Genomic DNA, 14167 nt, shown 5'->3' with positions numbered 1-14167 from the left:
TAAAAGGCTAAAATACTCAAAAAATCCTTATCCTACCGTAGGGGTGTCTTCTTCTTTCAGTATCTTTTTCTCTTTCATAGAAAGCATCATGCGTTCATATTTATATTTTTCCCAATCGAATTGATTGAGAAAATCAAGGGCTGCCTGGAATCCTCTGTTGAAAAGCTCTTCCTTTTCTTCTCTTTTCATAAAAAAGTTCAGCCAGCTGCTCGTACCACAATTGACAGTCTGGATGCTGTATAATTTGTAGAAAGTATGCTTGGTAAGAAATGTCTTATCATTAAATCCCTTCAATGTATTAATGATGTTTCCAGCATAGCTGAAGGGTGTTTTCATAATTTCAGCACTTGTTTTTCCCTTCTCTGAAAGTAAATCGGAATCACTGGTAAGCTGTACCCCAAAAAGAGGCATTCTCGGATAAAAAACTTCATCTGCATGAAACAGATCAATAGGGAAATTGGAAATACTGCCTCCATCAATGAAAACTCCGACCGGATTAATATCTTCCTGTTTGGTGTTCATCCAATATCTCCAGGCATACTTCACAGAGTCCTCATATTTGTTGATCACTTTTTGAAAAGGTTCAAAAAAGAAGGGCACAGACATAGAAGCACGGACAAATTCTGCCGGGCTGATGTGCTTGAGTTCTTCTTCAGACCAATACAGATTGGCCATGGTGGGAAGCTCTACTTTTATTTTAGCGTTGATGTCTGTGGTGACAACAATATACTCTGAGCGAAGAAGGTAAAAGGGATTGTTTTTGTAATAATCATTATTGGCAGCACTTTCATAGAAAATGCGGTATCGGGTTGGGTCAATATGTTCCAGATTTTTAGTCTTGATTTTTTCAATGCTCTGCAGAGCTATGGTATAATATTCCTGGCCGTTTCCATAGCGATAGTTGAGGTTGAGGTCATGCTCTTTTCTAATGAATTTTTCATTGAGGCTGGCCACAGTTTGAATCCCAAAACCATCCAGTGCATTTTTCATCGTATTCTGAAAAGTAGTGCCGGGATTGAGTCCGCTGTTTTCTTTCCTGAAATTATTATAAAGCTTTTTGACACAGAAAAACAGAATAATAGCCGGAATCAGAGGTATTAAAAACATCAGTTTAGCATTCAATATCGTTTCTGAATGCGTTACAAACGGAATACTGACCAGAATAATAAATATAATTGCAGCCAAAATGGCATTGATTTTAAAGAAGTCCTTATTGTTCAGCATCGCATGAAGCGTTGTTTTTACATAGGTTTTTCCATCCATGAAATCTGCAAAATCCCAACTGAAAAGAATATTTTTAATCAGTTCACTTTTCGGTTCTTCTTTGGTTTTGCAGGCTGCAATCAACATGGTATTGATGGCTCCTGCACTTGTACCGGCTACTTTCAGAAAACGGATCCCAAAGATTTCCAAACCATAGAGATAGCCTACCAGAGCACTTCCCCAGACTCCGCCTCCTTCCTGTACAAATTCCACATATTGATTGCCATAGGCATCCAAAAGATCAGAAAATTCTTTGGAAGAGATATTATCATGCAATGCTATCAATTTCTCTTTAGAAGCTTGTGAAAGAGAATTATCCTGCAGAGTTATATTTAAGTTTTCGGTTTTCATGGGTTCTGTTTTTGTTGAAAAATGGATCTTTTTCAAAAGAGAGAAATGTTAAAACGCAAAAATCATGTATATCTTGTTGTGTAATGATTTTTGCATTTCAGTTTTTAGGATTATTTCCCACCAGTTCACCACTGTCTGCGCCTTACGTAGATAAAGGTACTGATCACGACTGTTGCCATTACTCCCAGTGTTATAAAATAGCCATGTTTATGATGAAGTTCCGGCATATTTTCAAAGTTCATTCCATATACTCCGGCAATAAAAGTGATCGGTAAAAAATAGACTGAATAAATAGCAAGAACTTTCATTACCTGATTGGCCTTTTGATCCGAAAGGGCCAAGAACATCGAAATAAGGTTGGTGATCTGAATATTCAAATGATCAAAGTCGGCTACAACATCTTTGTGTTTATCTTTTAAATCCACAATCTCAGAATCCTGCAGGTCCAGTAATTTAAACTTGTCGATAGCATCGGTAGAAATAATCAGAACTCTTGAATTGAGTCCCGATTTTCGCTTCAGTTTATACAATCTTCGGATCTGGCTGGTATGATTGGTGTTTTTAAGGAAGATCTCATTTTCAATATTATCCATTGTTTCCAATAGGCTGATGGATTCATCATCGAAACTTTTCATGATCAAAATGGTGATCATGAGGGCTATTTTTTGGGGACTTACTTCCTCCTGCATTACAGAAAGTTTCTTTTTCGTTTCCGTAATACTTCTGCTTTTCATTCTGTGAATGGTAATAATGGTATTATCCAACAGGAAAATTCCGATTTTGGTACTGATGTCACTAATCGTGTTGAGGTTTTTTCTTTCGAGTTCTGTACTTTCCCGGAGAAGATAGAATTTTACATTTCCGTCTTCCTCATATTTTGGGAGGTGATTAGGATCTATGGTATCTTCCAAAAGGAGATTGTTGATTTCGTATCTTTCATGAAGAAATTTCAGGTCTTCTGCGGTAGGAGCCTCTACATCTACCCATTCGCACTGGGCGCTTCTGTATATCGTATCAATTGGCATAAAGTAAAAATACTAATATTTTGAAATACTATGTGTTAAATAAGTTTTATCTTTGCCAAAATTATAAAACTATATGATTAAAAGTACAATAAAAGGTGTTGGATTTTATGTTCCAGATAACGTTGTTACCAATGATGATTTAGCCGAACTAATGACTACGAATGATGAATGGATTACAGAAAGAACAGGCATCAAGGAACGAAGACACAGAAAAAACAGGTACGACTCTCAGGAGACCAGCGCTTATTTAGGTTTTAAAGCCGCTGAGAAAGCAATTCAGAATGCAGGTCTTACTTCAAAAGATATCGATTATATTGTTTTTGCAACTCTTTCACCAGATTATTATTTTCCTGGATGTGGAGTATTGCTTCAGGATATGTTAGGATGTGACACTATCGGAGCGTTGGACGTAAGAAACCAGTGTTCAGGATTTGTATATTCTATGAGTGTTGCGAACGCTTTTATTAAATCCGGTACTTATAAAAATATACTAGTGGTAGGTGCAGAGGTTCATTCTTTCGGATTGGATTTTTCAGACGAAGGAAGAGGAGTTTCTGTGATCTTCGGAGATGGGGCAGGAGCAATTGTTCTTTCGGCAACAGAGGACGAAAATGCAGGGGATATTTTAGCCATGAATATGCATTCTGAAGGAAAATATGCAGATGATCTTTGTACGCAGTTCCCGGGATCCAAATTCGGTTGGAGCGACAGAATGAGAAAAGATCCTGAAAACGTTACCAATAAAGAAGTATACCCAATCATGAACGGAAACTTTGTATTCAAACACGCTGTTACAAGATTTCCTGAAACCATGATGGAAGCTTTAAATAAAGCAGGAAAAAAAGTGGAAGATCTTGATATGTTCATCCCTCACCAGGCGAACTTGAGAATTGCTCAGTTTGTACAGGAAAAATTCGGATTACCGAATGAAAAAGTTTTCAATAATATTCAAAAATACGGAAATACAACGGCAGCTTCTATTCCGATTGCTTTAAGTGAAGCTATTGAGCAAGGGAAAATCAAGAGAGGAGATCTTGTTCTTCTTTCGGCTTTCGGAAGCGGATTTACTTGGGGAAGTGTTCTTTTTGAATACTAGGAAGCAAAGAAAAAGAAGGCTATAAACAGATTGTTTAAACTATAGAAAGAAAAATATACTTTAGATTTTATTGATTCTGAAAAACAAAGAATTAATTTCTTTTAATGGTTTGTTGAGCATTTTATAGAAAGGCTTATATCCTTTACAGATAAAACAGAATACCGCTGCACTTTAGTGCAGCGGTATTCTGTTTTATTCTTTTATCATAAAGAAAAATACCAGGAGATATCGAAATTATTCTATGGTTCAGCATGTTTTTTAAATATAAATTTGCAGCATTAATTTTATACATAAATGATGAATCATATACTATTTTTCAAATAGTTTTCTTTTAAAGATCTACATGCGCAAATAGACATTAATACCTTAAAGATACTTTAGAATGAATACCTACTTGTGCTTGACTTTTAATTCTTTAATAAGATTTCAATTTTAGCTATCAATTTTATTTTTATGATAGTCTTTTTAACGATGTATACTGTTAAAATTCCTCATTTTTTTTTAAGAAAAATTAATTCATTATTTATAGAAATAAATGATATAATTTGTTTTTATTATCGATATTTTGTATTAAGTGTTTGATACACTGAATGTTTTTTATAACTACCTTTAAGGTGAAATTTATTAAATAAATTACAACATGAAAAATAATCTATTGTTTGGGATTTTTTTGGTTCCCTCATTTTTATGTGCGCAAGTGGGCGTTGGAACTTCAACACCTCAGAGAACACTACACGTTAATGGTTCTTTACAGGTAGTAAATGAGTTGAATATTGGAGGAAATTCAACAACAGCTGGCTCAGCGGGAACATCAGGACAGATTCTGACTTCTCAGGGATCAGGAGTTGCTCCAGCATGGCAGACCTTAAATACAGCAAGTGGAACTATTAATAGTGCTGTGTATGTACAAGGGACTACTGCTGCTACCGCTACTCAGGGAACAACAATTGATGTACCGGGTGTTACGCATACTGTAACGGTACCAGCCGGAAAGACCCAGACTGTTTTATTCACTATTTTAGGTTATGCAACGTTTGGAAGCGGTAATACGACTCAAGGTGTTTTTACCCTTTTGCAAGATGGAGTGAAAATTTCTTCAGCCTTTGCTTCTAAAGCAGGAAACTTTCCTGGGGTAACAACTTTGGTAGATATGCCGGTTCCGGTAACATTTTTGAAATCGGTTGTCCTCACAGCAGGAACTTATACTTTTAAAGTTCAATATGTTGCTTGGTCTGGAACAGCAACAGTAAATTTTGTTCCTTCAACTTATGCGGGGTACAATGGTGATACAGAAGCAATGCTTACTAAAATGCAGGTGTTGGTATATAATAACTAATTGACTTTTAAATGATAAAAAAAGCCCCGCAGAACCAAAGTTCTGCGGGGCTTTTTTTATGGGTAAGTTCTGTTAAAGACTTTTCAACAGTTTTTCTGTATCAGAAGAATCTTCTCCTGAAGTTTTTGCCAGTTCAATAGACTTTTCAGCCCACATTTTTGCGTTTTTCTTATCACCTACTTTATTGTAAAGGTTGGCTAGAGTGTCTGTATTCGCAAAATTCTGATCTTTTTTTACCGATTCCTGGGCCCATGCAACAGCTTTTTCTAAAGATGATTTGTTGTTTACATTTTCAAAAAAGTTCCATGCGAGAGAGTTCAGTTCTGCAGAGCTCGCAGCGGAGTAATCCTGATATAGCTCCAGAATCAGCTTTTCATACGTTGGGATGTCTTTGTTTTTCAGCGCTCTGTTGGCTTTCATTCTCTTTAAAATCTTTTCAGATTCTTCTTTGCTTAGAAACTTTGAGGTTTCTGTCATGAAATAGCCGTCATTCCATGTTTTTGTTTCAGAATTGTAGGCTTTTTGAGCTACGGTATTCAGTTTTATATTTTTGTTGATCGCTTCATATTTATCAGCAGGAATCAATTTCAGAATATCTGTTTTTTTATCCTGAAAGGTCTTATATAAAGGACTATCTGTAGTTTGAGTCCCGGAAAGAAGCATTTGGATATCATCCTGATCTAACGTTGATTTTTGCTGAAAATAACGGTTAAGCACTTTTCCTGCAAATTCAGGATCATTATAAATTGTAAGCCCGGCCAGGTTTTTTAGGAATTCAGCATCTTTTTCTCCATTTTCGAACTGCTGTTTCAGAGATGTAAGCCTTTTGCTTGGATCTTCAGCATCTTTTGCAAACTGTATGAAGTCTTTTTCCTCTACGTAGCCAAGAGTCCTGTGTACCGCTTCACCATTACCGTTAATAAACAGATAGGTAGGAAATGCTTTTACATTATATTTTTTGGCAAGATCTATTCCTTCTCCTTTTTCCATATCAATTTTAGCATTGATGAAATGAGAGTTGTAATAGTCACCTACATCTTTAAGAGGAAAAATATTTTTGACCATAAGTTTACAGGGTCCGCACCATGATGCATAAGCATCTACAAAGATAAGTTTATTCTCTTTTTTTGCTTTGGCAACGATAGAGGCGAAGTTGCCCTCTTCGAATTTTATACCTTGAGCCCAGGCAAGAGCTCCGATAAATAGGGTTGAAAGTATGGTTATTTTTTTCATAAAAACTTTTTATTCCATGCAAATGTAATAAATATGATGACATTTAGAGAGGTCATATTGGAAATATTTATATAGGAAACCTGTTTTTAATATAGGGATAGGTGGATATGAAAGAAAATCGTTTATTATTTTGGTACAATTATTAAAATTAATGTAATTTGGTGTTTTAGGTTAAATCGTTAAATTTCAACAGAATGTTTTAATTAAAAGTAAAATATCACTAGTTTTGTAAAAAACAAAAAGACACCTGTGAAAATAATGATGAATTATTATAAAATAAAAATAATAATTTGTTCTTCTATGTCTAAAAATGTACTGATACTTTTGTTTTTGCTCACCACGGCAGTCCCCATATTTTCTCAGCATAAAAATACTTTTGAACAGGCTTGTGAAAGGACTTCTTCCATTACTGCTTATAAGAATTTACCCGAGGCTATCAAAACGGCAGATTCTCTTTATACAGCTGCCCGAAAACCGTCAGAGAAAATAAGGAGTCTTATTCTTTCATCAGAACTGTATGATCACGCCGGAGAAATAAAAAAAGCCATATCGTACAGTGAAGATGCGCATTCTCTCATCAGCGAAGAAAATGATACAGAACGGATGGTAGAAGTAAGCCGATTACTTGCGCGACAATATAGACAGGTAGGGCTTTACGAAAGAGCGAAAAAATACATACTAAAAGGGCTTGAAGCCTCAAAGCAAATTGCTGATTTTCAAAAAAGTAATGAAGCTGCAGGACTGTTGAATCAGGAAATGGCTTTTTATGAAATGGAGCTGGGAAATTATACCAATGCCATACAGTTTGTAGAGTTTTCTTTACAACATTTTGAAAAGATAGAGAGCCGTAACGAAGATAAAACCACCGCTGCCTCTTACCAGGTTTTGGGAGACGTATATTTTAAGCTGAACAATTATCCCGTTGCAGAAAGCTATTACAGAAAAGCAGAACAATTACTCAAAAAAGGAAGCTGTACTCTGGGGCTGGTTTATAACGGTCTTGGAGGAATTCGCCTGAAGCAGAAAAACTGGAAAGACGCCGAATTTTACCTTAAAAAAGCAGAGAAAATTGCAGATACTTCCCGAAGTCTTAAGCTTAAAAAAGCAGTTTATTCCAATATCAATGATTACTATGAAGGTACAGGTGATAATTTCAAAGCTTCTCTGTATGCCGTAAAATATGTGAGAGCATATGACAGTATTGCTGCCCGCAACCACGGTGTTACATCGAAAAATAAAGAAGTTATTGCTGGTAAAAGCAAAGGATCCGGAGAGTTCAGCAAAGCCAAAAACGTAGCCATTATTATTTTATTCTTGTCCTGTATTGCTTTAATTATATTTTTTAGAACAAAACAGAGAAAACAGCGCTCGAAATTAAGAAATATCATCAGAACCCAGTTGAGCCTTATTGGGAATAAAAATCGTTCTGAATCCCCATCAGAATCTCCGGAATTTTCTAATATATCTGTTGAAGAAATTGATGAAAAAGACTCCGAGATAGACCGAAAAAGAAATGAATCGCTGATGACTTCAGAAACAGAATCCAAACTGTTGGAGCTGTTAGAAGAATTTGAAAAAGGAGAACTTTATAATAATAAAGGAATGTCATTATCATTTCTTGCCGGTGAACTGAACACCAATACCAAGTATCTGTCTTACGTAATCAATCAGCATAAAAGTGCCGACTTCAAAACATATATCAACCGTTTAAGGATTAATTATATTGTAGATAAACTCATCAACGATGAAAAGTACAGACAATATAAAATCAGTATCCTTGCAGATGAATGCGGCTTCTCTTCACACAGTAAATTCGCAGCTGTCTTTAAAGCGGTCACAGATTATTCTCCATCAGCTTATATTAAGCATATTGATACTGAAAATCAATTGAATAAAAATGTTCATTTTCGGGAAAATGATTAAAAAAAGATGTTCTTTTTGAACTCTGTCTTACCATTTTCGCGAAAATGGATAACCTATTATTTTACGAAATCCTAATGCTGTCCTATATTTGCGGCAGTTTTACGGGATACAACTTAGTGAGATGTTTGTTTTGTATTAAAAACATGATGTCTCTTTTTGAGATAAAGTAAAAACGAAAAACTATCAGACCATGAAACTTTAGATATTCACATTTACCTATTTCAATTTTTTGAAATAATGAAGACTCCAGTTTTTTATCTGTTAAAGGAAAATTTTGATCCGGAGTTCCGTTTCACACCATATAATCGGGGTTGATTGCCCGGTTTTTTTTCAGTCAAGTTTTTTTAAGTGCAAATCCACAGTACGTCTGTGGATTTGTGATTTTATTTCGTTTTTGTACTGTCGGCTTTTGTGGTTGGAGCAGGAGAAGATGATTCGGAATTGGCAACGGCAGAATCACCCATTTTATTCCTTAAAGAATCTTTATCATGAGCTGCTTTATATTCTTCTCTCTTTTCTTTGTTTTGAGCACAGCTTCCCAGAAAAAATATTCCAAGAACAGCTCCTATCCATAATGTTTTCATAATTGCTTTTTAATGATTGATGATGATCAAATATAGTGATTTTATTAAAAGATAAAAAGATATTGTTATTAAATATATCGTGATTACAGACGAATTTTGAGCAGTCTTAAATAAATCAGTGGATTATATTTAATCAAAACATAAAAAAAACCTCAGAACCGAAATTCCAAGGTTGTATGAAAAGAACAGACAACTATTACATTGTCTATTACTTAGTATATTATCCTAAATATGGATATTTATAGTCTTTTGGAGAAACAAAAGTTTCTTTTACGCTTCTTACAGAAGTCCATCTTAGAAGATTCATTTTAGAACCTGCTTTATCATTAGTTCCAGAAGCTCTACCACCACCGAAAGGTTGTTGACCTACAACAGCACCCGTTGGTTTGTCGTTGATATAGAAGTTTCCAGATGCATTTTCTAACGCTTTATAAGCCTCATTAATAGCGTAACGGTCTTGTGAGAATACAGAACCTGTTAATGAATAAGGAGAAGAAGAATCTACAAGTTTAAGAGTCTCTTTCCAATCCTGATCTTCATATACAAATACAGATAAGATAGGTCCAAAGATCTCCTCAACCATACTTTCGTACTGAGGGTTTGTAGTTTCAATAACAGTTGGGTGTACAAACCATCCTTTAGAATCATCATAAGTTCCCCCAATAGCTACAGTAGCTTCACCGGAAGCATTTGCTCTGTCGATATAACCTTTACATTTTTCGAAAGAATTCTTGTCGATTACCGCGTTCACAAAGTTAGACGGATCTTCAGGAGAACCAATTTTAATAGTGCTCATTTGAGCTTCCATTACTTTTTTCACATCAGCCCAAAGAGATTTAGGAATATAAGCTCTTGAAGCTGCAGAACATTTTTGTCCCTGATATTCGAAAGAACCTCTTACCAATGCCGTTGCAACAGCCTCTACATTCGCAGATGGGTGAGCAATTACAAAATCTTTACCACCAGTTTCACCAACAATTCTTGGATATGTTCTGTAGTTGTGGATATTGTCACCAATCATTTTCCACATTCCCTGGAATACTTTTGTAGAACCTGTGAAGTGAAGACCAGCAAAATCTTTGTGTGCCAATACTTTCTCAGCAGTTTCTTTACCATCTGTAAAGATCATATTGATAACTCCTGCAGGAAGACCCGCTTCAGTTAATACATCCATGATTACTTTTGCAGAATAAACCTGCTTGTCAGAAGGCTTCCAAACCACTACGTTTCCTAGCATTGCCATACACGTAGGAAGGTTTCCTGAAATAGCAGTAAAGTTGAACGGCGTTACAGCAAAGCAGAATCCTTCTAATGGTCTGTACTCAACACGGTTCCAGATTCCATTGTCAGAAACTGGCTGCTCAGAATACATCTCAGTCATAAATTCTACGTTAAATCTTAAGAAATCGATGAACTCACAAGCAGAATCAATTTCAGCCTGGTGTACATTTTTAGACTGTCCGATCATAGTTGCAGCATTGATCACATCTCTGTAAGGACCTGCTAAAAGATCAGCCGCCTTTAAGAAAATAGCTGCACGCTGCTCCCAACCAAGTTCGTTCCAAGCATTTTTAGCTGCCAATGCCGCGTTGATAGCGTCATCTACATGCTGCATACCTCCCTGGTAATAGAATCCGAAATCATGAGCATGATCCTGAGGAGACTGAAGCTGTACTTTTGTATCTGTTGTTACTTCTTTACCATTGATGATCATTGGGATTTCTACCTTTTCAGACCACATTTTTTTGTACGTGTCGATAAGGCTTTTAACTTCCGGAGATCCCGGTACGTATGAATTTACAGGCTCGTTTACCGCTAATGGTACTTGCGAAATTGCTTTTGACATATTACGTTTTATTATTTTTATTAAATTAATAAGTATGTTGTATACAAATTTACGATAATTATAAGAAAAGAAAAAAATACCTCCTGTTTTTGTGAAATGAACTTTTTTACTAGATAATTACTGTAGTATGGCTGGGTTTTGATAGAAAATATTGTTAATTATTTATTGAATTAACCAATACTTTAAATAGAATAAAAAAATACACTATTGAACAAGAATTATGGGAATACGGACAACAAATTATTTGTCATAGTTGATCATCATACTTTACCCATTGTGAATAAAGGATTTATGACCAAATGTTAAAATTATATAAAATTGCATTTGTTGCGATTTTGAACATTTTAAATAATTTTTTTGATAGCCTGCCTTTTAAGATTGTTCTAATTTTACACCATTATTAACAGGTATGAAAAAAAGAGTCTTATTTTTCTCTTTTGTGATATTTTTCTCAGCATTGTGTGTAGGTTTTCTTACACATAAAGGAAAAACTCAATCATATTCTGATATTCTTTCAAAAATTCATCTTCTTCAACAAAAATCCGATCAGCAGACTCAGACTGAAATGTACAGCTTTTCAGATGTACAGGATGCACAGGATTCCAATGACTGGGAGAAAGTGAAATTTGATTACTCCATCCTTGCACAGCAGTGGCTTCACTATTTCTTTGCAGGATATTCTTCTAATATTCAGGTAGCGGCCGTTCAAAACCGTGTTTATATTACAGCACCAAGATACATTCTGTATCATTCCCTGCAGATAGCGGGCTGCTAATCTTATTTTAAACTTATAATGATCCTTTATGGTTTGTATTAACATCAATACAGATCCATAGATATGATTCTTCCTTTTACATTTTTGAACATTCCTATTTGCCTTTACAGAAAGGCGAACCGGATTCTGTTTGTCCAATTTTAAATAAAAATATTATGCACTTAACACCGAGAGAAACGGAGAAGCTTATGCTATTTCTGGCAGGCGAACTCGCTCTAAAAAGAAAGGCAAGAGGCCTTAAATTAAACTATCCAGAATCAATTGCACTTATCAGCCACTTTTTGCTTGAAGGAGCAAGAGATGGAAAAAAAGTAGCTGAACTGATGCAGGAAGGCGCTAATCTTCTGACTAAAGAAGATGTAATGCCGGGTGTATCAGAAATGATCCACGATGTTCAGATTGAAGCCACTTTCCCCGATGGAACAAAGCTGGTAACCGTACACAACCCAATCCGTTAATACCAATTCATTATGATACCAGGAGAAATTTTTGTAAAAGAAGGCACTATCATCTGCAATGAAGGTAGAGAAACTGTCAAAATAAAAGTAACCAATACAGGAGACCGCCCTATTCAGGTAGGTTCACATTTTCACTTTTTCGAAGTAAATAAAGCGATGAGCTTTGATCGTGAAAAAGCTTTTGGGAAGAGACTGAACATCGTAGCAAGTACTGCGGTACGTTTCGAACCGGGAGAAGAAAAAGAAGTGGAATTGGTAGAAATCGGAGGAACCAAAAAAGCAATGGGCTTCAATAATCTTGTGGACGGACAGGTAGATTCCGAAGAACAGAAAAAAATAAGCCTTGCAAAAGTAGAAGAGTTAAACTTTAAAAATCAGTAAGATGAGCTTAAACGTAGACAGAAAACAATACGCCAATATATTAGGTCCTACAGCCGGAGACAAAATCAGACTGGGAGACACCGAAATTATTATTGAAATTGAAAAAGATTTCACCCATTACGGAGACGAAGCCGTATTCGGAGGTGGAAAAACCGTTCGAGACGGAATGGGACAGAATGTTACCGCTAAAAGAGACGATGGTGTTTTAGACCTTTGCATCACAGGAGCAGTAATTATTGATCACTGGGGAATTGTAAAAGGAGATATCGGAATCAAAGACGGTAAAATCGTAGGAATCGGGAAAGCTGGAAACCCTGATACAATGGATGGTGTGTCTCCTAATATGATCATTGGAGCTTCAACAGAAGTACACGGAGGAAAAGGATACATTGTAACAGCGGGAGGAATTGATACCCACATTCACTACATCTGTCCACAACAGATTGAAACCTCTTTATATAGTGGAATCACCACAATGATCGGAGGAGGAACAGGTCCAAACGATGGAACGAATGCCACTACAGTAACACCGGGTAGATTCAATATGCAGAAAATGCTTGAAGCAGCAGAAGAATATCCAATGAACCTTGGTTTCTTTGGAAAAGGAAACTGTTCAGCAGAAGAACCTATCGAAGAACAGGTAGAAGCAGGAGCTCTGGGAGTAAAAATTCATGAAGACTGGGGAGCAACGCCTGCAACCATTGATGCAGCGTTAAAAGTAGCTGATAAATACGACGTTCAGGTGGCGATCCACACCGATACCTTAAATGAAGGAGGTTTCCTTGAAGATACGATGAGAGCAATCAATGGAAGAGTCATTCACACGTTCCATACAGAAGGAGCTGGTGGAGGTCACGCACCGGATATCATTAAAGCAGCCATGTATCCAAACGTGTTGCCGGCTTCTACCAACCCAACACGTCCGTACACCGTCAATACAATTGATGAGCATTTGGATATGCTGATGGTTTGCCACCACTTAAGCAAAAATATTCCTGAAGATGTGGCTTTCGCAGATTCTCGTATTCGTCCTGAAACCATTGCAGCAGAAGATATTCTTCATGATATGGGAGTATTCAGTATCATGAGTTCCGATTCTCAGGCAATGGGAAGACCGGGGGAAGTGATCACAAGAACATGGCAGACTGCCAGTAAAATGAAGGAGCAGAGAGGAGCTTTGGAGGAAGATCAAAATGCAGACAATGACAACTACCGTGCAAAAAGATATGTGGCTAAATATACCATCAACCCAGCTATTGCACACGGTATTTCAGAATATGTAGGATCTATTGAAGAAGGGAAACTGGCGGATTTGGTGATCTGGAAACCTGCATTATTCGGAGCAAAACCTGAAATGATTGTAAAAGGAGGATTTGTAATTGCCGCGAAAATGGGAGATCCAAATGCTTCTATCCCAACTCCTCAGCCTATTATTTACAGAAATATGTTCGGAGCCCATGGTAAAGCTAAGTTTGGTACTTGTGCCAACTTCGTTTCTCAAATCTCTATTGACAACGGAACCATCGCTTCTTATAAATTGGAGAAAATGATTCTTCCGGTGAAAAACTGTAGAAATATTGGTAAAAAAGACCTTATTCATAATGATAAGACTCCTTTAATTGAGGTGAACCCTGAAAACTATAAAGTAACGGTTGATGGTGAGTATATCACTTGTGAACCGGCGGAAACACTTCCTTTAACGCAGCTGTATTTCTTGTTCTAAGATAAGCTTTAAAGTAGGGTGTCTGAAAAGGTCATGATGGCGAAGGAAGAACCTCTTTGATAATCCCCTTGAGGTTCTTCACTACATTCCATTTCGTGCAGAATGACCAGAGCCAGGTATGTTTTCAGATACCCTCTTTATTCAAAGTTGATCTGTTAGAATTTTAAAACAAT

At 36.3% G+C, this 14167-nt stretch carries 12 protein-coding genes; 7 read left to right on the top strand and 5 right to left on the bottom strand.

Annotated elements, in window-relative coordinates; genetic code table 11:
- Positions 1 to 27: 27 nt before the first annotated feature.
- Together ACL9RH_RS10970 and ACL9RH_RS10965 are read right to left on the bottom strand one after the other, a co-directional pair.
- On the bottom strand, positions 28 to 1614 hold the full coding sequence (locus ACL9RH_RS10970) for a patatin-like phospholipase family protein (RefSeq protein WP_422693402.1): 1587 nt from the start codon (positions 1612 to 1614) through the stop codon (positions 28 to 30).
- A 125-nt stretch (positions 1615 to 1739) separates the two neighbouring features.
- Complete coding sequence (locus ACL9RH_RS10965; protein WP_422693401.1) at positions 1740 to 2639, bottom strand: CorA family divalent cation transporter; 900 nt, start codon at positions 2637 to 2639, stop codon at positions 1740 to 1742.
- Between the two features lie 73 nt (positions 2640 to 2712).
- Here ACL9RH_RS10965 and ACL9RH_RS10960 point away from each other — a divergent pair, with 73 nt between their 5' ends.
- On the top strand, positions 2713 to 3735 hold the full coding sequence (locus tag ACL9RH_RS10960) for a 3-oxoacyl-ACP synthase III family protein (protein WP_422693400.1): 1023 nt from the start codon (positions 2713 to 2715) through the stop codon (positions 3733 to 3735).
- A 640-nt stretch (positions 3736 to 4375) separates the two neighbouring features.
- Complete coding sequence (locus ACL9RH_RS10955; protein ID WP_422693399.1) at positions 4376 to 5071, top strand: hypothetical protein; 696 nt, start codon at positions 4376 to 4378, stop codon at positions 5069 to 5071.
- Between the two features lie 72 nt (positions 5072 to 5143).
- On the opposite strand, the gene ACL9RH_RS10950 is transcribed toward ACL9RH_RS10955, so the two are convergent.
- A complete protein-coding gene (locus ACL9RH_RS10950) occupies positions 5144 to 6304 on the bottom strand; it encodes a thioredoxin family protein (RefSeq protein WP_422693398.1) in 1161 nt (386 codons plus the stop codon).
- 300 nt (positions 6305 to 6604) lie between these two features.
- Here ACL9RH_RS10950 and ACL9RH_RS10945 point away from each other — a divergent pair, with 300 nt between their 5' ends.
- Entirely contained in the window at positions 6605 to 8227 is a 1623-nt protein-coding gene (locus ACL9RH_RS10945; RefSeq protein WP_422693397.1) for a tetratricopeptide repeat protein, read from the top strand.
- A gap of 383 nt (positions 8228 to 8610) precedes the next feature.
- Here ACL9RH_RS10945 and ACL9RH_RS10940 read toward each other — a convergent pair whose 3' ends face one another.
- Together ACL9RH_RS10940 and pruA are read right to left on the bottom strand one after the other, a co-directional pair.
- The gene (locus ACL9RH_RS10940) at positions 8611 to 8811 is read right to left on the bottom strand and encodes a hypothetical protein (protein WP_422693396.1); all 201 of its coding nucleotides are present in this window, start codon (positions 8809 to 8811) and stop codon (positions 8611 to 8613) included.
- Between the two features lie 220 nt (positions 8812 to 9031).
- On the bottom strand, positions 9032 to 10657 hold the full coding sequence (gene pruA, locus ACL9RH_RS10935) for an L-glutamate gamma-semialdehyde dehydrogenase (protein ID WP_422693395.1): 1626 nt from the start codon (positions 10655 to 10657) through the stop codon (positions 9032 to 9034).
- A 409-nt stretch (positions 10658 to 11066) separates the two neighbouring features.
- Between pruA and ACL9RH_RS10930 the strand changes: the two genes are divergently transcribed.
- The 4 genes from ACL9RH_RS10930 (at position 11067) to ureC (ending at position 13994) form a co-directional block, all read left to right on the top strand.
- Positions 11067 to 11432: a hypothetical protein gene (locus ACL9RH_RS10930; RefSeq protein WP_422693394.1), complete on the top strand. Its 366-nt coding sequence runs from the start codon at positions 11067 to 11069 to the stop codon at positions 11430 to 11432.
- 155 nt (positions 11433 to 11587) lie between these two features.
- Positions 11588 to 11890 carry an urease subunit gamma gene (ureA, locus tag ACL9RH_RS10925; protein ID WP_034697260.1) on the top strand — a complete coding sequence of 101 codons (303 nt, stop codon included), beginning with the start codon at positions 11588 to 11590 and terminating at the stop codon, positions 11888 to 11890.
- Positions 11891 to 11902: 12 nt separating this feature from the next.
- Entirely contained in the window at positions 11903 to 12271 is a 369-nt protein-coding gene (ureB, locus tag ACL9RH_RS10920) for an urease subunit beta (protein WP_422693393.1), read from the top strand.
- Between the two features lies 1 nt (position 12272).
- Positions 12273 to 13994, top strand: a complete 1722-nt coding sequence (gene ureC / locus ACL9RH_RS10915) for an urease subunit alpha (protein ID WP_422693392.1) — start codon at positions 12273 to 12275, stop codon at positions 13992 to 13994.
- Positions 13995 to 14167: the final 173 nt, after the last annotated feature.

It is taken from the genome of Chryseobacterium sp. Mn2064, from assembly GCF_049319685.1.
Classification (GTDB): Bacteria; Bacteroidota; Bacteroidia; order Flavobacteriales; family Weeksellaceae; genus Chryseobacterium.
The sequence above is the reverse complement of the archived record's forward strand: the minus strand, read 5'-3'. Positions and strand labels throughout refer to the sequence as shown.